Annotated in this window: 18 protein-coding genes and 1 tRNA gene; 15 read left to right on the top strand and 4 right to left on the bottom strand. The window is 49.4% G+C overall.

Annotation, left to right across the window (positions count from 1 at the left end; genetic code table 11):
- Nucleotides 1-25: 25 nt before the first annotated feature.
- Nucleotides 26-1,606, top strand: a complete 1,581-nt coding sequence (locus H6F86_RS10870; protein WP_190448621.1) for an NAD(P)H-hydrate dehydratase — start codon at nt 26-28, stop codon at nt 1,604-1,606.
- A gap of 135 nt (nt 1,607-1,741) precedes the next feature.
- Here the strand turns inward: H6F86_RS10870 and H6F86_RS10865 are convergent, their stop codons facing one another.
- The gene (locus H6F86_RS10865) at nt 1,742-4,333 is read right to left on the bottom strand and encodes a serine/threonine-protein kinase (protein ID WP_190448620.1); all 2,592 of its coding nucleotides are present in this window, start codon (nt 4,331-4,333) and stop codon (nt 1,742-1,744) included.
- A 416-nt stretch (nt 4,334-4,749) separates the two neighbouring features.
- Entirely contained in the window at nt 4,750-5,175 is a 426-nt protein-coding gene (locus tag H6F86_RS10860) for a hypothetical protein (protein WP_190448619.1), read from the bottom strand.
- A 475-nt stretch (nt 5,176-5,650) separates the two neighbouring features.
- On the opposite strand from H6F86_RS10860, the gene H6F86_RS10855 reads away from it, so the two are divergent.
- The 7 genes from H6F86_RS10855 (at nt 5,651) to H6F86_RS10825 (ending at nt 11,846) form a co-directional block, all read left to right on the top strand.
- Complete coding sequence (locus H6F86_RS10855; RefSeq protein WP_190448618.1) at nt 5,651-6,787, top strand: citrate synthase; 1,137 nt, start codon at nt 5,651-5,653, stop codon at nt 6,785-6,787.
- A 677-nt stretch (nt 6,788-7,464) separates the two neighbouring features.
- Nucleotides 7,465-8,583, top strand: coding sequence for an NADH-quinone oxidoreductase subunit NuoH (gene nuoH, locus H6F86_RS10850; protein WP_190448617.1), 1,119 nt, complete (start codon nt 7,465-7,467; stop codon nt 8,581-8,583).
- Between the two features lie 91 nt (nt 8,584-8,674).
- Nucleotides 8,675-9,253: an NAD(P)H-quinone oxidoreductase subunit I gene (gene ndhI, locus H6F86_RS10845; RefSeq protein ID WP_190448674.1), complete on the top strand. Its 579-nt coding sequence runs from the start codon at nt 8,675-8,677 to the stop codon at nt 9,251-9,253.
- A gap of 87 nt (nt 9,254-9,340) precedes the next feature.
- Nucleotides 9,341-9,985 (top strand): NADH-quinone oxidoreductase subunit J, encoded by a 645-nt coding sequence (locus H6F86_RS10840; protein WP_190448616.1) that lies wholly within the window; start codon nt 9,341-9,343, stop codon nt 9,983-9,985.
- 52 nt (nt 9,986-10,037) lie between these two features.
- Nucleotides 10,038-10,343 carry an NADH-quinone oxidoreductase subunit NuoK gene (nuoK, locus tag H6F86_RS10835; RefSeq protein ID WP_190448615.1) on the top strand — a complete coding sequence of 102 codons (306 nt, stop codon included), beginning with the start codon at nt 10,038-10,040 and terminating at the stop codon, nt 10,341-10,343.
- Nucleotides 10,344-10,424: 81 nt separating this feature from the next.
- On the top strand, nt 10,425-11,345 hold the full coding sequence (locus H6F86_RS10830; protein WP_190448614.1) for an NAD(+) kinase: 921 nt from the start codon (nt 10,425-10,427) through the stop codon (nt 11,343-11,345).
- Nucleotides 11,346-11,603: 258 nt separating this feature from the next.
- Nucleotides 11,604-11,846, top strand: coding sequence for a hypothetical protein (locus H6F86_RS10825; RefSeq protein WP_190448613.1), 243 nt, complete (start codon nt 11,604-11,606; stop codon nt 11,844-11,846).
- A gap of 86 nt (nt 11,847-11,932) precedes the next feature.
- Here H6F86_RS10825 and H6F86_RS10820 read toward each other — a convergent pair whose 3' ends face one another.
- Entirely contained in the window at nt 11,933-13,444 is a 1,512-nt protein-coding gene (locus tag H6F86_RS10820) for a UbiD family decarboxylase (protein ID WP_190448612.1), read from the bottom strand.
- Between the two features lie 30 nt (nt 13,445-13,474).
- Here H6F86_RS10820 and H6F86_RS32785 point away from each other — a divergent pair, with 30 nt between their 5' ends.
- From H6F86_RS32785 to H6F86_RS10805, 4 genes are all read left to right on the top strand, one after another.
- Complete coding sequence (locus tag H6F86_RS32785) at nt 13,475-13,606, top strand: hypothetical protein (RefSeq protein WP_277881657.1); 132 nt, start codon at nt 13,475-13,477, stop codon at nt 13,604-13,606.
- Nucleotides 13,607-13,632: 26 nt separating this feature from the next.
- Nucleotides 13,633-15,483, top strand: a complete 1,851-nt coding sequence (locus tag H6F86_RS10815; protein WP_190448611.1) for an ABC transporter substrate-binding protein — start codon at nt 13,633-13,635, stop codon at nt 15,481-15,483.
- A gap of 56 nt (nt 15,484-15,539) precedes the next feature.
- Nucleotides 15,540-16,394, top strand: a complete 855-nt coding sequence (gene larB, locus H6F86_RS10810) for a nickel pincer cofactor biosynthesis protein LarB (protein WP_190448610.1) — start codon at nt 15,540-15,542, stop codon at nt 16,392-16,394.
- Between the two features lie 107 nt (nt 16,395-16,501).
- A tRNA-Gln gene (locus tag H6F86_RS10805) sits at nt 16,502-16,573 on the top strand.
- Nucleotides 16,574-17,413: 840 nt separating this feature from the next.
- On the opposite strand, the gene cas12k is transcribed toward H6F86_RS10805, so the two are convergent.
- Nucleotides 17,414-19,312: a type V CRISPR-associated protein Cas12k gene (gene cas12k, locus H6F86_RS10800; RefSeq protein ID WP_190448609.1), complete on the bottom strand. Its 1,899-nt coding sequence runs from the start codon at nt 19,310-19,312 to the stop codon at nt 17,414-17,416.
- Nucleotides 19,313-19,408: 96 nt separating this feature from the next.
- Here cas12k and H6F86_RS10795 point away from each other — a divergent pair, with 96 nt between their 5' ends.
- The 3 genes from H6F86_RS10795 to H6F86_RS10785 all read left to right on the top strand — a co-directional run bounded on the left by H6F86_RS10795 (nt 19,409) and on the right by H6F86_RS10785 (nt 21,245).
- Nucleotides 19,409-19,864, top strand: a complete 456-nt coding sequence (locus tag H6F86_RS10795) for a MerR family transcriptional regulator (RefSeq protein ID WP_190448608.1) — start codon at nt 19,409-19,411, stop codon at nt 19,862-19,864.
- A gap of 262 nt (nt 19,865-20,126) precedes the next feature.
- The gene (locus H6F86_RS10790; RefSeq protein WP_190448607.1) at nt 20,127-20,450 is read left to right on the top strand and encodes a hypothetical protein; all 324 of its coding nucleotides are present in this window, start codon (nt 20,127-20,129) and stop codon (nt 20,448-20,450) included.
- A gap of 9 nt (nt 20,451-20,459) precedes the next feature.
- Complete coding sequence (locus H6F86_RS10785; protein WP_190448606.1) at nt 20,460-21,245, top strand: ATP-binding protein; 786 nt, start codon at nt 20,460-20,462, stop codon at nt 21,243-21,245.
- The last annotated feature ends 1 nt before the right edge of the window (nt 21,246 follow it).

The raw sequence follows: 21,246 nt of genomic DNA, 5'->3' as shown, positions 1-21,246 counted from the left end.
GTACAACTATGTCACCGCTTTGATTGTGCTGAGCAGAACTCAAGCTATTCAGCAAATTATAGTAACTGCCGAGCAGATGCGGCAGATTGAAGCGCGCGTCTTTGCAGCAGGGATGCCTGTTGAGGCACTCATGGAAAAAGTAGCAGGGCTGATTGCGCGGCGAGTGGCGACGCTGTACCCTGACACACGTCAGCAGATCGGTGTGTTAGTAGGACCAGGGCATAATGGTGGCGATGCATTAGTTGTAGCGCGCGAGCTGCACTTTAAGGGCTTTGCTGTCTCGCTTTATTGTCCCTTCTCAACGCTCAAGGATTTAACTGCTAAGCACCAGCGCTACTGCAAAGAGCTAGGGATGCGTTTTGTTGAAGCGATAGAGGCACTGCAAGCTTGCGAGCTGTTGATTGACGGCTTGTTTGGGTTTGGGCTGGAACGATCGCTCAACGATGCGATCGCCGCTACGGTAAACCAAATCAATCAATGGTCTCAACCGATCGTTAGCATAGACCTTCCCTCGGGGTTGCATACCGACACTGGAGTAGTTTTAGGGACAGCAGTACGCGCAACCCATACGCTTTGCCTTGGTTTATGGAAGCAAGGGTTGCTGCAAGATCAGGCGCTTGACCATGTAGGTCGTGTTGAATTGATTGATTTTGACCTCCCGCTTGCAGACATTTGGGCAGTATTAGGTAATCCACCTGCTATACAGCGCATAACGCCAGCGCACGCGATCGCTCATCTACCCCTAGTGCGCCCTGCCACCGCTCATAAATATAAGATGGGGCACGTGCTGCTGATTTGCGGCTCTCACCGTTATGCTGGCGGCGCGTTGCTCACTGCCCTAGGGGCACGTGCCAGTGGAGCGGGGATGTTGTCGATCGCGGTGCCCCAGACTTTAAAGACAATCCTTACAGCACAGCTACCTGAAGCGCTAGTCTGGGGTTGTAAGGAAACAGCATCAGGCGCAATTGCTCAATTGCCCGATGAGATTGACTTAAATGCCTATGACGCGATTGCTTGCGGTCCGGGACTGACGACGGATGCGACTACCGTTGTGCAACAGGTCTTGCAGCAAAAACAGACGATCGTCCTGGATGCAGATGGCTTAAATATTCTTGCCCAAATGGGTACGCTGCCGACGCTGCAACAACGGCAAGCGCCAACAGTCATTACGCCGCATTTTGGGGAATTTAAACGCCTCTTTCCAGACCATGCAGAACCAATGCTCTGCCGGATCACTGCTACTCAAGTTGCTGCTGCACAGTCAGGTGCCATTGTGCTGTTAAAGGGCGCACGGGTGGCGATCGCCAATGCCGAAGGTGCTGTTAGGATTAATCCTGAAAGCACTGCTGCTCTTGCGCGTGGCGGTAGTGGTGATGTCCTTACGGGACTGCTAGGTGGTTTATTAGCACAGGCGATCGCAACTCCCTTACCAGCACAAACCGTGCTGGACAGTGTGCAGGCGGGGGTTTGGTGGCACGCTCAGGCAGGGACTCTAGCCATGCAGGAGCGTACAATCTTGGGCGTTGATGCCTTCACTTTGTCTCAATACTTAATTCCGGCATTGAAACAGATGCAAGCGATAATCGCGAAGGACGTAGGCTATTAGAGGGCGTGCAGATTCAGTACCATGCAGTACACCTTCATCATGCAAAGCGGCTGATTATGCAGGAGCAGTGGCATCTGATACCGCTGTGGACATTTCCGATTCCGTTGCAAACGCTGAAGCGTTGCCCTGGTGAGGTCAGGTTTGTAGTTCTAACGCTCTGAGCTGATGTTGGATGCGATCGCGATCGCTCATTGCCGGTTGAAACTCAGGCTTAATTGTTAGGGCTTGCTCTAGCGATTGCACAGCGTCTGCATACTGCCTTAGCTCGTACAGCGCACGACCTCGCCAATACCAAGCAATATGGCTGTTGGGCTTGAGCTGGATTGCCTGCTCAAAGCAAGTAAGTGCATCTTGATGGTGCTTCAGCCGTACAAAGGCACCGCCGACACAGCAGTAGATCGCTTCATCATCCGGCTTAAGCGTCAATGCCTGCTGATAGGAGACGATCGCCTCTTCATAACGTTCTAACCCATACAGGACATTGCCTCGGCAGCGCCAAAGAGCAGCATCATCTGGACGCAGTTCACGCGCTTGGTCATAGGCGTTTAAGGCTTCGGCATAGCGCTTTTGCTTTTCTAACGTACGCCCTTTGTTGAGCCAACGATCGTAACCAGCACCATTCATAGCAGTGGAAGTCGCCGGACGAGCAACCTCAAGACGCTGAGTGCCACTTGCCCCTTGCTGAAAATCGTCCTCTGTTTTTGGAAGGCTAACGATTGTGTCCTCAGAGCCGTCAAGCTGATGAACACCACTTGCTTCAGTGCGTTTAGGCTTGCTGATAACAGTCTCTTCTGCTCCGGGTGCTGGTAGAAATGATTCCGGGTGAAGCCGATCCCGATACTCCTTTAGTACATCTTGAAAGTGGTGTGCTTTAAGGTCAATTGCAGCTTGTTTATAAACCCCTCCAGGCTGATATGTGGACGCGATCGTCGCATCATCTTCCTCTAGTGGCACAGTTTCACCAGACTTGAGCTGTTGCAGCACTCGTCTACGCCCCTCCACCGCCTCTTGAAAATCGGGCTTTAACTGCATCGCACGATCGTAAGACGCGATCGATGCTTCATGCTGATGCAGGCTTTCCAGCAAGCGTCCTCGGTCATACCATGCCCAGTAGTTATCTGGCTGAATCTGCACCACTTTGTAGTAAGAGGCAACCGCTTCTTCATAGCGGAGCAGTTTCTCCATAATGGTGCCTCGCTTGAACCACACCACATAATCATCTGGTTGGAGTTCGACTACCCGGTCATAAGCAACCACAGCTTCTTCATAGCGCTGTAAATTGTCTAGCGCCATGCCACGCATAAACCAGGCTAGAGCATCATCAGGATCCTGTTCAATCGTACGATCGCAGGACGCAAGTGCCTCGTCGTAGTGCTGCAAGTGGTAGAGCGTATCCACTCGCCGCAGTTGGCTCAAAAGCTGTTTGCGGCTTTCGACTGCCAGCTGAAAATCGGGTTTAAGCTGTACAGCGCGATCGTAGGATGCAATCGCCTCATCGGCTTGCTGTAAATTTTCGAGCACTTTACCCCGGTCATGCCATGCCCAGTAGTTAGCAGGCTGGAGTTGCACGACTCGCTCAAACGATGGCAAGGCATCATCATAACGCTGTAGCAGCACCAGAACACAAGCGTGTTTGTACCATGCCAGATAATCATGAGGGTGAAGCTGTACCACTCGTTCATACGATGCTGCCGCATCGTCGTGACGCTTCAGGTTTTCCAGCGCCATGCCTCGCTTAAACCACGCCACATCATCATCGGGCTTTGCCTGAATCACGCGGTCATAAGCAACGATCGCTTCTTTATAGCGCTGGCGTTGAAAGAGATCGTCACCACGCTCTAGCCAAGCAAGGTGCCCATCAAAACTGACAACCGTTGGCTCTGCCAAGACAGCCGCCACTGGAGCGGTAGTGGTTAGCGATCGCAGCACTTCCAGTGCTTCTTTGGCAGACTCATAACGCTGACGGTAATCGTAGCGCACCATCATATCCAGCATATTGGCAAACTCTGGGCTGACCTGCACCTGATCGCGCCAGATAATTTCGCTGGTTTTCGGATCTTCCCTGAGCTTTTTGGGATAGATTCCTGTTAAGCACTGAATTGCCAGCATACCCACTGCATAAACATCACTGCTAAAGCGGGGTTTACCTGCTAATTGCTCGTTTGGCATATAGCCAGAAGAGCCAACCGCGATCGTAACGCTGGCTTCATCGGCATCGAGCGACTGTACACCGATCTGTTTGACTGCACCAAAATCAATCAAAATTAAACGGCGATCGCTCTCTCGCCGAATCAGATTTGAAGGTTTGATATCACGATGCACGACCTGCTGCTGGTGCACGAACTCCAAGACCGTCAAAAGATCTTGCAGTAGGTGAATTACCTCTATTTCAGCAAACTGTGGCTGAATCTTGAGTTCTCGACTGAGCACTTGCCCTTCGATAAACTCTTGCACCAGGTAAAAATCCTGCCCTTCTTCAAAGTGGGCAAACAACCTGGGAATCTGCTCGTGATTGCCCAAAGCATACAGTGCTTCTGCTTCAGAATCGAACAAGCGCCTAGCAGCCTGTAACGCTTCCGGATCAGTCATTCTAGGCTTAAGCTGCTTGACAACGCACTGGGGCTTTCCAGGGAGGTGCAAATCACCAGCTAAATAGGTTTGTCCGAAACCGCCGCCACCCAGATGACGGATAATCTGGTAGCGTCCCCCAAGGATTTTGCCCAGCATAGGTTATGAAAGTTGCAGAGTGCCGTAAACCGCCTGATAATGACCCAGAGGGAGTCCTCTACCATTAGTAACAGTTTCAGCGACCTATCATCATCAGTAACCGTTCTAGCTTGTTCTTAGATTTATAGTGAGGTAGCTCGGTACACTACGAAAATTTACGGATGTTATGCTCCCGCGGCTTAACATTGCGCTCGAACAAACCTTCTCACAAACAAAAACTTTTATTGGCAGAGGCACCCAAACACGCGTTTCAAAACGCATCAGTTAAAAACACAGACTTATAAACGGGTGCTGCATAACTGTTAAGGCATAGTTATACACTTATAGCCAGAACGATTCAGTCCACCCCACATCAAAAGAAGCGGTCACATAAAGAGCGCTATAGAGACAAGACTGCACAGCGAACCAATCACAATCTAATTTGGTATCTGAGTTACCAACGACTCCAACCAAGGCTGAAATTGGTCACGACGGAACACTTGTGCCCGACGGCGGTAATCAAATCGAAGCAAACTGGGAATGCCGTGCTTCCTGACACATTCTTTTAACCAGGAGGCAACGCCTTGTCCTTCCTCAGGAACCATTTCGGCTTGAAATGGACCATACATCAAAACCAGCATACTATGCGCCTGCAGAGGCGCATCTCGTTCAATTAAGCTCGCTAAACTTGGATGAGAAGAACGAGACTGGCTCGCCATTCTTACTTCGGTGTCTTCTCGGCTAACGCGCTCTCGTAGCGTTTTGGTCATCTCGCGTTGCACAGTTGATGCACTGTATGCTTGCGTTGCATCTTCTCGAGTTGAATCAGTGTCCAACTTGTGACGAGATCGTCTCTGGGTCATAAAACTCCTAGTTTGAAAGGGCTAAGGCAGCCACATCATCCCTCCCTCAAAAATGCAGGGTTACAAGGGGGAACGGTTAGCTTGTCAACATAAATTGAAGCTGTTTACAGTAGCAGGCTACGTCTCTATGCAGTAGCAGGCTGCCTAGCTAAATAATAACTAATTTTGTCTGATGCGGCAATTTTTCGCATCAAAAATACTTACTTTGTGGTAATGCTGAATGCGATCACAAGATTATGCTGCTTTATAAGCTAATAGCGTTTTTACACCCCATGCTGAAGATAGACATCTTGCTAGAAGCGCTAGAATTTTATTAATTTTGTTAATTGTTGTGAATCTCAACGTCTACAACGTAGAGAAACTGGCATTACCTTGCAGCAAGACTAGCCGATCGGTCGGCTCAGAGGGATACAGTTTTCTAGTTTCTGATAAGTTAGCTTGAGTAAGCCCATTTTTGTAAGTAAACGGTAGAACTATGACTGTCTGCGAATATAGGGCAGGTCTAGAAGGCATTCCCGCCACTCAGTCCAGCATTAGTTTTGTTGATGGACAGCGAGGCGTTTTAGAATATCGCGGGATTGCCATTGAAGAGTTAGCGTCTAAAGGCAACTTTCTAGAAACGGCATATCTCCTTATTTGGGGCGAATTGCCAACCGAAGCAGAATTAGAGTTGTTTGAGCACGAAATTACTTATCATCGACGACTCAAATATCGCGTTCGTGACATGATGAAGTGCTTTCCTGAAAGTGGGCACCCGATGGACGCGCTACAGGCATGTGCAGCAGCACTGGGGCTGTTTTACTCTCGCCGTGCGCTTGATGATCCCACGTATATCCGTGAGGCTGTAGTCAGGCTGTTAGCAAAAATTCCCACAATGGTGGCAGCGTTTCAACTGATGCGGAAGGGCAATGACCCTGTGCAGCCCCGTGATGATCTAGGGTATGCCGCAAATTTCCTCTATATGCTGAATGAGCGGGAGCCAGATCCGTTTCCGGCTCATATTTTTGATGTGTGCTTGATGCTCCATGCCGAACATACTATCAATGCCTCAACGTTTTCAGCCCTGGTAACGGCTTCGACGCTAACCGATCCGTATGCGGTGGTTGCGTCTGCTGTTGGAACGCTGGCTGGACCTCTACATGGCGGAGCGAATGAGGAAGTTATTCTCATGCTGGAGGAAATTGGCACAGTAGAAAATGTGCGACCCTGGTTAGCGAAACAGCTAGCCCAGAAAGGCAAGATTATGGGTTTTGGTCATCGTGTCTACAAGGTGAAGGATCCACGCGCTACAATCTTGCAGCATTTAGCAGAGCAACTGTTTGAAAAGTATGGTCGTGATGAGTATTACGATGTGGCGGTTGAACTGGAGAAAGCAGTTGAGGAGAATTTAGGTCACAAGGGTATTTATCCAAATGTAGACTTTTATTCAGGGGTGGTTTATCGAAAATTGGGTATTCCATCTGACTTGTTCACCCCAGTTTTTGCGATCTCCCGCACGGCTGGTTGGTTAGCACACTGGAAGGAGCAGCTCAACGAGAATCGGATTTTCCGCCCAACCCAAATTTATACAGGAACACATGAGGCAGCATATGTGCCGATCGCGCAACGTTAAAGGTCTGTCAAAACTAAGGAGTTGATTAGGGCTAATTTTCAACGGTTTTCAGCTCATCAAGCTTTTTCTGACAGAGCACCAGAGGAGCGATCGATGCCAGCTTTTCGCTGCCAGCATATTTTTCAATCGCCTGCATGATGGGTGGCACCCCTCTTGCCTTCTAGCAATGCTCTTGTAAGGATGGTGTTAGTGACGATTTTCAGGAACTCCAGCCCTCAAACTTTGGTTTCGGGGGCTTCTTTATTGGTCAATAAGGGCAAGACAACGATACAGGCTTGCCTTTTACAGCTCTGCCACACTTCTTAGAAAGCTTTGTTGAGTACAGGTACTCAACTGAGTACTAGGCAGGAAAGATTACCTCTTACTTGACCCCATCTGTCACCTTTATCTGAAGCAAGGTTGACTTCAGAGATAGTTCTTCGTTGTCTACGGCTGATTATGGCTTGGTTCTATAGCAATGTTTCGTATTTATCTATAGCGATTTGCGATCGTGCGGCGGCAATCCAACGATATACTAGGGACGCAGAGCCGTGTAACAGCATTGTTACTCAAAGATAAATCAACAGTTGGCAGGCTTCAGGTAGCAAAAAAGCTTTGGTCTTATCAATGTGCTGCCTGCTGTGTTTAGTTGATTGTCAACAACGATTTACTGAGTGATGACTCAATCCAGGTAAGCAATGAACTCAGGAATAGACTTACAGGAAACTTTTATTCAATCCCTTACTGACTTGGGATTGTCGGCAGGTGCCGCAAAGGCTGTCTGGATGCCGCTACCGATGCTGCTGATGCTGGTGGGCGCAACAGTTGGCGTGTTGGTGGTGGTTTGGCTAGAGCGGAAGATTTCGGCGGCGGCGCAACAACGGATTGGTCCCGAATATATTGGTCCACTAGGTGTCTTGGCACCTGTGGCAGACGGTTTGAAGCTGGTCTTTAAAGAAGATGTAGTGCCAGCCAACTCGGATGCCCTACTGTTCACGTTGGGTCCTGTAATTGTGGTGATTCCGGTCTTTTTGTCTTACCTAATTGTGCCGTTTGGGCAGAATTTAGTGGTGACAGATGTAGGAATGGGCGTGTTTTTGTGGATTGCCCTATCAAGTGTTGCGCCGATCGGTCTGCTGATGTCGGGCTATGCCTCGAATAATAAATACTCTTTGCTCGGTGGTTTGCGGGCAGCGGCACAGTCAATTAGCTATGAAATTCCGCTCGCGTTGTCGGTGCTGGCGATCGCAATGATGTCCAACTCGTTGAGCACGATCGATATTGTGCAGCAGCAGTCGGGTTATGGCATTCTAGGCTGGAACATTTGGCGGCAGCCTGTCGGTTTTATCATTTTTTGGATTGCAGCCCTGGCAGAATGTGAGCGGATGCCGTTTGATTTGCCAGAAGCGGAAGAAGAGTTAGTAGCAGGCTATCAGACTGAATATTCAGGGATGAAGTTTGCACTCTTCTACCTAGGTTCCTACGTCAATTTGGTGCTGTCGGCGCTTTTGGTAGCGGTACTGTATCTGGGCGGCTGGGATTTTCCGATACCACTGACGTTTGTGGCTGACCTGCTAGGCATTGACGAGTTCAATCCGATCTTTCAGGTTGTGACGGCTTCGCTTGGCATTACCATGACGATACTGAAAGCCTATTTTCTCGTTTTTCTAGCAATTCTGCTGCGGTGGACTGTGCCTCGCGTTCGCATTGACCAACTGTTGGATTTAGGCTGGAAGTTTCTTTTGCCCATTTCGCTTGTTAATCTCTTGCTGACTGCTGCCCTCAAGCTAACGTTTCCCTTTGCTTTTGGCGGTTGAGCCAGAAGGATAAGGACTTAAGGCTCAAGGCTAAACAGACGCAATGCTTCTCCATCATTTATCCTTACATCCTTTCTAAAAGAGTCTTATGCTGAAGTTTCTTAAGCAAGTCAGCGACTACACCAAAGAAACAGTGCAAGCGGCAAAGTTTATCGGTCAGGGACTTGCAGTAACCTTTGACCATATGCAGCGTCGCCCGGTAACAGTACAGTATCCCTACGAGAAGTTGATTCCGTCAGAGCGGTTTCGGGGTCGTATTCACTTTGAGTTTGATAAGTGTATTGCGTGCGAAGTCTGTGTGCGGGTTTGCCCTATTAATCTGCCAGTTGTAGATTGGGAGTTTAACCCTGAGACGAAAAAGAAGAAGCTAAATCACTACAGCATCGATTTTGGTGTCTGTATTTTCTGCGGCAATTGTGTAGAGTATTGCCCAACAAACTGTCTGTCGATGACGGAAGAGTATGAGCTTTCGACCTACGATCGCCATGAATTGAACTACGATAATGTCGCGCTGGGTCGCTTACCATATAAGGTAACTGAAGATCCGATGGTAACGCCGTTACGAGAGTTTGCTTACTTGCCGAAGGGCGTTATTGAGCCGCATGGCTTGCCAGCCGGATCACGTCGGGCAGGGCTACGTCCTGAAGAAATTGTTGACACAGAGAAATAAGTGGTTAGCAGTCAGCGATTGGCTTTGGAACGCGCTCCAAGCTGTCGCTGAAGGCTGATTGCTCCTAAGTAAGGAGACTGAGTTACCGTGAATTTAGCCGAAGGCGTTCAGATTGTTTCGTTTGGCTTGCTGTCTCTGATGGCGATCGGGTCAGCGTTGGGTGTTGTCTTGCTTGCCAATATTGTGTACTCCGCATTTCTGCTGGGTGGTGTCTTTATCAGCATTGCAGGGCTGTATCTGCTGCTGAATGCTGATTTTGTGGCAACTGCTCAGGTGCTGATCTACGTGGGTGCGGTCAACGTGTTGATTTTGTTTGCCATTATGCTGGTGAACAAGCGTCAAGCGTTTGTGACGGTTCAACGAGCTTGGATTCGGCGAGTTTCAACGGCGGTAGTCTGTTCCGGGTTGTTCTCACTTTTGGCAGTAATGGTTGCCTCTACACCGTGGTCGTTCTCCACGGGAGCTGCCGCAGGAAATGGTGCGATCGTGAAGATCGGCAAACATTTTTTTACTGACTTCTTGCTGCCGTTTGAGTTGGCATCGGTTCTATTGCTCATGGCACTAATTGGAGCCGTTGTCTTGGCACGACGTGAGTTGCTGTCTGATGATATGGTTGCACCCCTCCAGCAGCCTGCGCTGACTTTGCCAGAGCGTCCGCGTGAACTGGTTGCTGTTGGCACCACCCCCCCAGAAGCAACGATTGCACGCCTGCCCTCGGACCAAAATAGTTAGAAGCTGACCGCTAATACTAAGATTTTCGTTTCATTGCAAAAAGGATGGCTTTATGCAGCTTCAATACTTTCTGATTCTGGCAGCGGCACTGTTTTGTATTGGCATCTTTGGCTTAATTACCAGCCGTAATGCAGTGCGCGTGCTGATGTCGATCGAGCTCATGCTGAATGCAGTGAACTTGAATCTGATGGCATTTTCTAACTATCTGGATGCTCAAGATGTGAAGGGTCAAGTGTTCACCACGTTTGTGATTGCGATCGCGGCGGCTGAAGCGGCTGTAGGGCTAGCGATTGTGCTTGCTATCTATCGCAACCGTGACACAGTGGATATGGAGCAGTTTAATCTGCTGAAGTGGTAGCGTTGGGCAGAGTTGTTAGTTATTAGTTGTTAATTGATTGAGCGCTAATAGCCAGAAATTAAACACCAACAGCGATTTAACGTGCAACTGAAGCAGGTCATCATTGCTCATAAAGCTGGCGATTCAATGAGCCAGCGCTGGGCTGAAAAGTGCGCCAAGCAGCTAGAGAACCGACACTGCAAGGTTTTGATGGGACCCAGCGGACCGAAAGACAATCCGTACCCGGTCTTCCTTGCTTCGGTCACTCATCCAATCGACCTGGCGATCGTGCTGGGTGGTGATGGTACAGCCTTAACGGCAGCGCGTCATCTTTCTGCTGACCACATCCCAATTCTGGCAATCAATGTAGGTGGGCATTTAGGCTTTCTTACAGAGTCTTTAGAAGACTTTGAAAATTCTGAGCAGGTTTGGGATCGTCTGCTGGAGGATCGCTTTGCGATACAGCAACGCATGATGCTACAAGCGGGATTGTTTGAGGGGCATCGCACCAATCTAGAGTTGATGAGCGATCGCTACCTGGCGCTAAACGAAATGTGCATCAAACCTGCCTCTGCCGATCGCATGATCACGTCCATTCTAGAAATGGAAATTGATGGCGAAGTGGTAGATCAGTACCAGGGCGACGGACTGATTGTGTCAACGCCAACAGGATCCACTTGCTATACCGTGGCAGCGAATGGTCCGATTATTCATCCTGGCATGAATGCAATTTCGGTGACGCCTATTTGCCCTTTGAGTCTTTCGAGCCGCCCGATCGTTTTGCCCCCCGGTTCAGTGGTTAGCATCTGGCCCTTGGCTGACCATGAATTGAATACAAAGCTCTGGATGGATGGCGTGCTAGCAACCTCCATCTGGCCTGGTCAGCGGGTCGATATTCGCAACGCAGACTGTCAGGCACGGTTTATTATTCTGCGAGAAGATTACTCCTATTACCAGACGCTACGCGAGAAACTGCAATGGGCAGGTGCAAGAGTTCGCTACAACAATCATCACCGCAACTAAAAATAAGACATTAGTTTAGCTACAGGTATATAGGCAAGTGCAATCAGGTGATTCAACCGTCTTAAACGTAGTCTCAGCTCAATAGTTTCAGTAAGTTTCATTCAGCGCCGCTATGTAATAGCATTTTGGAGCTAGGGAATGACGCCACGGCAATTTCTGCCTTTTGGACTCAGGTTAGGATTCCATCTCCAGACTGACGTAGAGCATTGAAAACGGTTCGACACTGATCGATACCACACGATGTAATGGGTTACAGCCATGACTTCAGAAAATACGACCAGAAATGACCCTCCGTTCCGTACGCCGAACCCTACAGAACTGAAAGCTGCCGCACTGGAAGACTCGATTTTAGATCGGTATCCACATGAGACGGATGATGATATCAATGAGGAACATCCAGAAGCGAAACAAGCTGATGTTGTTGATATAAGCGTTAGCGATCGCCCTGTGGATCAAGAGACCAGTAGCCAAACGGTTAAAGCGAACCTCTCAGGACATTAGTCGACCGTCTGCACCATTTAAAGCTGAGAGCAAACAGTTGATTGCAACTCCACACTTATGCAGCGCTGCCCAACGGAAGGCTTCCACTACCGCATATCGTAACCAAAGAGATTCGGGTTCACTTCACCAAGATTCAGGTCTGCCAAGCCGTATTCTGCCCAACGTCGATCGACCATTGCGGCTGTATCAGGATCGGACTCTAGCGGTGTACTCCAGAGGCGATCGGTTTCCGGTGGCATCTTAGTTGTGGCATCAATGCCCATTCGACTACCCAAGCCTGCTTTCTCAGTCGCAAAATCAAGTGAGTCAAAGGGCGTATTCGGCAGAATGAAGACATCCCGTGCCGGATCAACCTTAGAGGCGATCGCCCAGACAACGGCACGCGGATCGCGGATATTGGTGTCTTTATCCACAATGATGACAAACTTGGTGTAAGTAAACTGTGGCAAAGCGCTCCAAAAGGCAAGTGCGGCACGACGAGCATGACCCGGATAAGCTTTGTCGATCGCCAGAATTGCTGTTTTATAGCTCAACGTCTCCATTGGCAGGAAGAAATCCACAATTTCTGGTACTTGCTGGCGCAAAATCGGCGTGTAAATACGGTTCAGCGCTAGCGCCATCATTGCGTCTTCCTTCGGTGGACGACCGCTAAACGTGGTGAGATAAATCGGGTCTTTGCGATGGGTGATGCACTGAAAGCGAAGGAGTGGTGCCGCCTCATTCACGCCGCCGTAAAAGCCCATGTGGTCACCTGCGGGACCATCAACACCCGTTTCGCCAGGAGTAATCGTACCCTCCAGCACCATTTCTGAATCGGCAGGCACTTCCAAGTCAACAGTTTTGCACTTGGCGAGATGCACACCCTGTCCACCATACAACCCTGCAAACAGCCATTCCGATAGGTCGATCGGTAAAGGCGTAGCGGCTGCCATGATAATCAGAGGATCAACACCTAGCGCGATCGCCACTTCCAGCTTTTGTCCCCGTTCGGCTGCTTTGCGGAGATGGCGTGTTGCCCCCCGCACCGAAAGCCACTGCACCGTCATCGTATTTTTAGACTGCAACTGCAAGCGATACACGCCGACATTCACAGTCTTCGTTTCGCAGTCTTTGGTGATCATCAAACCCAGCGTCACAACTTTGTTTGCATCGCCAGAATAGACTCGTAGCAGCGGCAGTTTGGTTAAATCTACATCCTCACCTTTCAGCACAATTTGATGGCAAGGAGGGAGAAAATCACGACTGGGCTTGGCTTTCAGTACATCAAAGAGTGCCTGCCCTAGAGCGATCGCCTGAGGCACTGTTTTTGGTGGTCTGGGTTGATACAGCAGCGCCAGTTTCTTGCCCAGCGTTTCGAGTTCTGCGGGTTGCTCTAGGTTCATTGCCCAGCAGACCCGCTCCACAGTCCCCATCAGATTCACTGCAACGGCATGGGACGAGCCTTTGACATTCTCAAACAGGAGCGCTGGACCACCCTTTTGCAGCATCCGTTGGGCGATCTCAGCAATCTCCAAATCTGGATCAACCAGGGCTGTAATCCGCCGCAGTTGTCCGCGTTGCTCGAGTTGTTTGATAAATCCGCGCAGGTCTCTCGTCATGATGAAGCCATGTAAAGCATCTCTCTCATTATGAAGCGAATTGTCAATGCTCTGGACGACGATCAACCGGGCATTAGCAATTCGTTTGAAACCCTGGCACTAAAAGAGAGTGTACTGGATCAGCCGTTGCATACTACCAACCAAAGCAGAAAATTGAGGTAAGGTGTTTTTGTGTTGGCGGCAATGGCATGATGCGTTTGGTTTTAAGTGTGCTGAGACAACTGAACAAGCTGCGGCAACAGACCGAATTAGGGCAACGGTGGGTAGCAGTGTTCGTGCTGGGACTAGCGATCGCCCTTACCCTCACAGGTTGCCAGCTACGGCAGCTTCGCACACAGGCGGCGCAAGGTAGCCAACTTGTCATTAGCACTATTACCGACCCTAATACCTTTAACTTTGCTAATAAAAACACCTTCCCCAGCATCTTTCTCTTTGCCTACGACTGTTTGACCACAGAAAATGGGGTAACGGGTGCGATCGAGCCAGCGTTGGCAGAGTCATGGCAGGTTTCAGACGATGACAAACGAGTAGTTTTTACGCTGCGTCCTGGTTTGAAATGGTCGGATGGCGTACCCTTGACCGCTGATGATGTGGTGTTTACCTATCGGGATATTGTGGCAAATCCAGATGTGCCGACGGATGCGAAGGAGGGCATTCAGATTGGGGTCAACAAAGCTTATCCTGAGGTGCGAAAACTGGACGATCGACGGGTTGAATTTATCTTGCCAGAACCCTTTGCGCCCTTGATTCGCGCCACAGCCGGACCCGATGGTATTGTGATTCTGCCAAAACACGCCCTTGCCAACACCTTGAAAACAAAGGGACGGGACGGCAATCTCACGTTTCTCTCCACCTGGGGCACCGATACCGACCCAAGAAAAATTGTGGTGAACGGTCCTTACCAGATGGAAAGCTACACACCTGGGCAACGACTGGTCTTTCGCCGCAATCCTTACTACTGGCGCAAGGATGAACAGGGCATGCAACTGCCTTATATTGATCGCATTGTCTGGCAAATTGTCGAAAATCTCGATACGCAGCTTTTACGATTTCGTTCGGGCGAGATGGACGCGATCGGCGATGTGCGTCCGTTGCGAGCAGAGTATGTGTCTCTGCTGAAGCGTGAGGAACAGCGCGGTCGCTTTACAATCCAGGATGGCGGTCCCTGGTCGGGTACACTTTACCTCACCTTTAACCTAAACAAGGCAAAAAATAAGGATGGCAAGCCGTTTGTCGATCCCATTAAATCGCGCTGGTTCAACACCTTAGCGTTTCGGCAAGCGGTGGCATACGCGATCGATCGTCAGCGCATCAACAACAACATTTTTCGTGGACTGGGCGTGATTCAAAATTCGCCTATCTCAGTGCAAAGCCCTTATTTTCTGCAAGACGGGCTTAAAGTCTACGACTACAGCCTAGACAAAGCCAAAACCTTGCTTACTCAAGCAGGCTTTACGTATAACGCTCAAGGGCAACTGTTTGATGTCGATGGCAATCGCGTGCAGTTTAACCTGATCACCAACGCGAATAACCTGACACGGGTGGCGATCGGCGCACAGGTGCAGCAAGACCTCGGCAAAATTGGCATACAGGTAAATTATCAGCCAATCAACTTCAATGTGCTGATTGAGAGAACGAGCAGTTCGCGCAATTGGGATGCCCACATTATTGGCTTTACAGGCGGTGTTGAGCCGCATGCTGCCTCCAATCTATGGGTCAGCAGTGGTGCCTCCCATGCCTTTAACCTCAAGCAACAGCCCGGACAACCGCCTATTCAAGGTTGGGCACCCAATAACTGGGAAACAGAAATCGATCGCCTCTTTGTTACAGGCGCACGCGAACTTGACGAAACCAAACGCAATGCCATCTATGCCGACTTCCAGCGTCTCGTCCAGGAACAACTGCCCGTCATCCACCTTGTCAACGATCGCGCCCTCATGGCAGTCCGCGATCGCGTCCAGGGACTCAAGTACACAGGTTTACCCAGTTGGGGACTGTGGAATATTCAAGAAATTAGAATAAGAAAGGATAAAGTCTGAAAGCTTCAGGCTAAAAGCCAAGAACACTTTATCCTTCGTCCTTTATCCTTTCCCTCGTGACCCAACCCGATCAACTCAAGCGCCTCCTTCATGCCGTTGCTGCTGGTGAACTGACACCAGAGCTAGCCTTTGACACGCTCAAACACCTCGACTTCGAGACCGTTGAGGACTTCGCACGCATCGATCATCACCGCGCCATTCGCACTGGTTTTCCCGAAGTTATTTGGGGACCGGGCAAGACCCCCGACCAGATTGCCCAAATCATGGAAGTCATGCGCGATCGTACTGCTGTCGTCATGGCAACCCGCATTGAGCCAGATGTTTACACCCAACTCAAAGCAAAAGTGCCGGATGTGGAGTATTACGCCATGGCACGAATTTGTGCGTTGAAAAGCAATCCGAAGGCAGAAGGCAGAAGGCAGAAGGCAGAAGGCAGCGAGCAGAGTCACCCCACTCCCCACTCCCCACTCCCCACTCATCCCGGCACCATCAACATTCTCTCTGCCGGAACCGCTGATCTACCCGTTGCTGAAGAGGCGGCTATAACAGCCACACTGTGCGGCTTTAAGGTAAATCGACTTTGGGATGTGGGAGTGTCGGGCATTCATCGGTTACTCGAAAACCGCTGGGCGATCGTCGAAGCCGATGTCCTGATCGTAGTTGCAGGTATGGAAGGTGCCTTACCTAGCGTGGTCGCAGGTCTCGCAGATTGTCCCGTTATTGCTGTACCTACCAGCGTTGGCTACGGCGCTAGCTTCAATGGTTTGGCACCACTGCTGACTATGCTCAACTCTTGTGCTGCGGGAGTCGGGGTTGTGAACATTGACAATGGGTTTGGTGCCGCTATTTTGGCAGGACAAATTTTGCGAACCGCTAACAGACTTAGAGACCAGCTAACGGTTGAAGGATAAATAATGCCTCACATGCATGAAGCACTGTCTGCGATCGCCCAACCTTTTGCACCCAAATCTTGACACGTATGGCATGAAAACTGCTATATTGTTTACTGATGACGCGTTGGGGCGTCGCCAAGTGGTAAGGCAGCGGGTTTTGGTCTCGCCATCCCTAGGTTCGAATCCTAGCGCCCCAGTTTTAGCTCTCAGCCATTTGTACCGTGTGTACAGTGACTAATTAAGTGTCGCTGGTGCCAAATTAGTGTCATCAGTGACTAATTAGTGTCATTGCGCCAATTTTCTGTCGTTGAACTGGTGGTGACGAATTAATGTCATCCCTGCTAGGTTGAATGATTGGAACCTAGGGATGGCGACTTTCAACCCGCTGTTGATACTAAGTGAACTAGCCTAATCCTTCAACCTGCCTCAGAAAGGACAGGTGATTGCGATCCTTCATAGAAGGCGATGGCGCGAGTTGGATTTGCTTTCAACCTGCCTCAGAAAGGACAGGTGATTGCGATGGCAGCCAACCAAAACCTAGACTAGGCAGAAGTTTCAGAAGGTCTTTGCGCGGCTCGCATTACCTACCCTTCTCCAAACCTGAGCTTTCGCAATTTAGAGCTAGTCCAGAATTGTGAAACCGACTCAGCAAAGGAATTTGAGCCTTTGTGCGGATCACAGCAAAGAATTACGTCTTTGTAGATCGCTGAAAGGAAGAATAGAAGCGGGTTCCCCCTTGGTTGAGGGTGATTCGGTAGCCACTACAGCAGTACATCCGCGCCCTTGTTGCCGGGAGCGCACCGACGCCATAATTAAAGCAGACTAACGCCTCAACTATGACTTAATCTCGTTTAAGAAACCGAAGTCCCTCATTCGACGGCATCAGGGTGAGCAGCTACCAGGGTCAGAAAGCAAGACGGTCTAACGACAGCCAAACTAACCCTTATTTTGCACGAACGTAGGCTGCAAGCAGCCTACGTCGCGGCGCTGTTGAAATCATTCGGTTTTCAAGGTGCAAGTTTTAACTACAGCCCCTTTTAAGCGCGGGCTTGGTAAGCCGCGATCACTACAGCTCTAGCCTTCTCTTCTAGCCCGCCGACCAAAGGCTGTTTTACTTCTTCAATGGCAATGCCGAGTTTGCTAGCTTGGCTACGAATGCTCTCAAGGAGTCTGCCGTAGCTCCAACGGTGAACGCTAGCGCGATACTGCTTAGCGTAGTTCTGTTGTCCTTCTAAATAGCCCGGACTTTTTTGCTCCGCTCTAGCTTTAATCTCGGCTTCGACGATGGCTCGAACGTCTCCTAGCTTGGGTAAGGCAAGACTGCCAGCGCGATAAGTTTTAGCGACTGCCACGATCGCTTTCGCTAGTAGTCGATCGACATACTGCCCCAACTCCGATTCTCCAAATTGATTAGGGGCTGATCGCTTTTGAGCCTTGTGGCGTTGATGAGCTGTTTTCTGCTGTTCTGAGCGTCTCCGATTGAGAAGTCTGTAGTTTTCACCGAGCAGTTGCCGAATTCCATATTGGGCAAGCACCTGATTGGCTTGGGCATCCCAAACGACGATCGTAGCAGGCTTCTCTAACCCTAGGCTCAACCCTACAACAATGTGAGATTGTCCCTTGTAGAGTGGCTTACTAGGGCGAGCGAACGGTGTGTTGATCCGAGTCAGGGTAGAGTTCAGGCGCTTGACATACGCTTGCTGAGTTGCCAGAAGGTCGCTCTTGCTCTCCATTTGAGTGATTTTCTTGGCAACGTCTGCGACCTTTTCTTGACGGACTTGCTCTGTGCCTTCAACTGTCCAGAGCCGCGTGTCTATGGTGCAGTAGAGGGTCAGCCGATGTACCTCCCAAAGGTCTCCCTTCCCTTCGCCTTCCTGCCATCCTAAACGAGCAGAGCGGAGGGTAAAAAGACCGCTAGAATGCTGATTTTTGCTGGCTCTTTTTGTTTCCTGGTCTTCCAAGAACCGTTGAAACCAGGGAAACTGACGTCGATCGCAGTAGATCGCAAAGGTGTGTTCACTGAAGCCATTAAAGTGAACACAGAGCCGACCCTTAGCATTCTTCTCCCAAACCAAGTCTTCATTGGTCTCGAAGATCAGCGGAAAGGGAAGCACGCTTGGTTTAGTCAACAATCGGTCTTGCCAGCGTTTAGCCTCAGCATTGTCTCTTGGAACGGTTTGAGTAGCTGTTTCAAGCGCATCAAGCCAGCTCTGCCCAGTTAGATCACGTCCATGCGGTAAGCGGCCCTCGATTTGTTCCTGAAGTCGTTTAACTTGAATCTCGACCTTGCGGCGATGTTGAGCAAAGTTCTGTGGGTCTTCTTCCTGCTGTGACACTTTGCAACCGTTTTTGAGCAAGAAGGCGATCGCACAGCGCTCCAGCGCCGATTTTGTATTCTGACAGCGCTCAAACAATTGGTCTACTAAGCTCTGATCCGATAAAGCAACCTTCTTTTTGCTCTTCTTGCCTGGGTTCTGAGTGGGCTTATCTAAAGCAGTAACTGGTTGAAGCTGAGCTAGAAGCGCAGCAGCATGATCGCGAAGGTTGGCAAGTTCAAGGCCACTCTCCTGAGCCAACACCTCGTCACTTTTAAGCATTTCCAGCCAGCGCAGTTTGCCATCGACCCTTCGCTGAAGGTGCTGCTGAATTTTGAGCCAAGACTTATAAATGTAATCTGCCATGTGAATAGCAGAAGTGTAGAGTCGTGCAGGTTGCCCTGTGAAACGGGCATCGGTTTTTAGCGGTTGACAAAGTTGGCTCACAACTGCTGTTGGATGCTTCCCCCTTTGCCGCCAGATCTCGAAATCTGAATGCTGGCTCATCTGCTCCAAGATTTCATTGATTAAGGGGGTATTGCTCTCTGCCATCAAACTCCAGAGAGCTTGCCGAGTCGCTGCACTAGCAACCAGACGACATTGAATCGTGATCTGACTCATCAGGTTTATTCCATTGAGTAGAACTAAAGTACTATAAAAACACAATGTTATCAAGAGGCTAGAGTGTTTTTTGTTTCTTTTTGTACGATGGATCGTATGGAAGGACGATTTTTCACCAGCACAGAAGCGGCTGAGATCACACGCTGCTCTCGGCGGCAATTGCAGTATTGGCGAGAGCAGGAGATTGTTGTACCGACTGTGAACACTACGGGTAAAGGGCGCAACGTCTATTACTCCTTAACGGACTTATTAGCGCTAACGCTGATGGAATATTTGCTTTCGCTTGGTTTGAGCTTTGAAGTTTGCCAGTTAGCTCTAAACTTTCTGAGGGCAGTGGAGCCAAAGCTCTTCGAGCACCCACTGCATAACAAGAGTGGAAGGCGATTTATGCTCTGGCAAAGTGCTGGAGAGGAAGCGCTACGCTGCACAGAATTTGATGAACAGAAAGCGATCGCAGCTATTCAGGATGGACGAGCGATCGTCCCTATTCAGATCGAGGCACTAGGCAAACGGTTGGAAAAAAGGCTTCAATTGGTTGGCACCCCTAGTTAGATTGTTTAGTCAGGCTAGTTGATCAGTCGCGGAGAGTCCAAGCGAGCAGACTACATTTTCTACTACAAGCCCAATATCCCTTTGCCGCCATGATCGCCAAAGGGATATAACTACAGCCTCAGTGCTGGGATGCAACAAGCGCTCACCTATGCCGCGATGATGAACATCCCGTTTGTCTAGGCTCAGTAGAAATCTTGTTGCCATTGCATGATCACATAGCCATAATGTTGTGGATGACCATCTCAAGAAGTGATATTTAAGCATGGACACAGCCGTTATCGTAGCAATAGTTATTGCAATCGTTGTGATTGTGGTCGTTGTCCTTCTGAAGGATCGCATTTTGGAGCTTTCTGTTAGTGGCAAAGAAGCAAGGATGGAAGCAAAAATGGAAGCTAAGGCAAAGCCTCTAAAAGCTCAGGACGAGAAACCCGTGAGTGTCACATTTAAGGGAAACAAGCTGCGGGGTGAGGGTGAGTATCGAATGCAAAGTACTGACTTTTCACGGAACGATGTAGACGGCAGGCAAAAGTTGGAATTAGGCTACGATGAGCCGTCAAGCGACGTTCAAAGTGAAGAGAACCGGTAAAGCTGATCGATGCCAAAACTGCGTAATTTAGCAAACCGTACAAAAGAACTAGAAATATTCCTGAAGATGGCAGTGGGTAACTATGACTGCCGCATTATGCTTATTGAAGGTGTATCAGGAATGGGAAAGACCTCCCTTCTCAGCCGATTTAAGCATCAGTGTCCGTCTGGAGTTAAGTATGTACCGTTTGATTGTAAAGGGGTAGACAGCATTGCCGCCTTTTTATCAGAGGTTGTGACTGAGCTAGGTCAAGAGCAATTTCAAACCTTTTTGAGCAAAGTTAAGCTGTTTGTTCAAGGAGGCGTTGACTTTTCTGAAAATGACATTGCCGCAGAAAATACAATTTCAATAGCAATTAACTCTCACGTTGATCCTAAGACCCAAGAATATCGCCTAGAGGAGCTACAAAAAGCGTTTTTTAATGACCTGGCAGCACTTGAACATCGAACGGTAATCACACTTGACACATACCAACTGGCTAGTGATTCACTACGAGAGTGGCTTGAAAGCAAGTGGTTACGGGCAGTGGCGCGGCGACTGAGGAACGTGGTGACTGTGATTGCAGGTCAATCCATCCCTGATCCAAATAACTCAGTGTGGGTTGACGAATGCGAGCATTTTTCGCTCAACCCCATAAACGATGTAAAAGCTTGGTGTGACTTCTGTTCAGATTTATTGGAATTATCAAAAGTACCAGAAGAGACTATTAAATTAGTTATAGACGGTCTTCATGGTCACCCAGCACAAATTAATCAGTTTTTCGTAGCAGCTATAGAAAAGAAAACTAGTCAGTAGC

Origin of the sequence: Phormidium sp. FACHB-592, from assembly GCF_014695795.1 — a bacterium.
Lineage (GTDB): Bacteria > Cyanobacteriota > Cyanobacteriia > Leptolyngbyales > Leptolyngbyaceae > Stenomitos.
This window is presented reverse-complemented; position numbering and strand designations above follow the sequence as displayed.

Excerpts from the sequence above, each read along its gene's own strand:
- H6F86_RS10820 (WP_190448612.1), bottom strand. The coding sequence starts at position 13,444 with ATGACGAGAGACCTGCGCGGATTTATCAAACAACTCGAGCAACGCGGA.
- H6F86_RS32785 (WP_277881657.1), top strand. The coding sequence starts at position 13,475 with ATGAAGCGAATTGTCAATGCTCTGGACGACGATCAACCGGGCATTAGC.
- H6F86_RS10825 (WP_190448613.1), top strand. The coding sequence starts at position 11,604 with ATGACTTCAGAAAATACGACCAGAAATGACCCTCCGTTCCGTACGCCG.
- H6F86_RS10815 (WP_190448611.1), top strand. The coding sequence starts at position 13,633 with ATGATGCGTTTGGTTTTAAGTGTGCTGAGACAACTGAACAAGCTGCGG.
- H6F86_RS10785 (WP_190448606.1), top strand. The coding sequence starts at position 20,460 with ATGCCAAAACTGCGTAATTTAGCAAACCGTACAAAAGAACTAGAAATA.
- H6F86_RS10790 (WP_190448607.1), top strand. The coding sequence starts at position 20,127 with ATGGACACAGCCGTTATCGTAGCAATAGTTATTGCAATCGTTGTGATT.
- H6F86_RS10865 (WP_190448620.1), bottom strand. The coding sequence starts at position 4,333 with ATGCTGGGCAAAATCCTTGGGGGACGCTACCAGATTATCCGTCATCTG.
- H6F86_RS10855 (WP_190448618.1), top strand. The coding sequence starts at position 5,651 with ATGACTGTCTGCGAATATAGGGCAGGTCTAGAAGGCATTCCCGCCACT.
- H6F86_RS10795 (WP_190448608.1), top strand. The coding sequence starts at position 19,409 with ATGGAAGGACGATTTTTCACCAGCACAGAAGCGGCTGAGATCACACGC.
- nuoK (WP_190448615.1), top strand. The coding sequence starts at position 10,038 with ATGCAGCTTCAATACTTTCTGATTCTGGCAGCGGCACTGTTTTGTATT.
- H6F86_RS10860 (WP_190448619.1), bottom strand. The coding sequence starts at position 5,175 with ATGACCCAGAGACGATCTCGTCACAAGTTGGACACTGATTCAACTCGA.
- cas12k (WP_190448609.1), bottom strand. The coding sequence starts at position 19,312 with ATGAGTCAGATCACGATTCAATGTCGTCTGGTTGCTAGTGCAGCGACT.
- nuoH (WP_190448617.1), top strand. The coding sequence starts at position 7,465 with ATGAACTCAGGAATAGACTTACAGGAAACTTTTATTCAATCCCTTACT.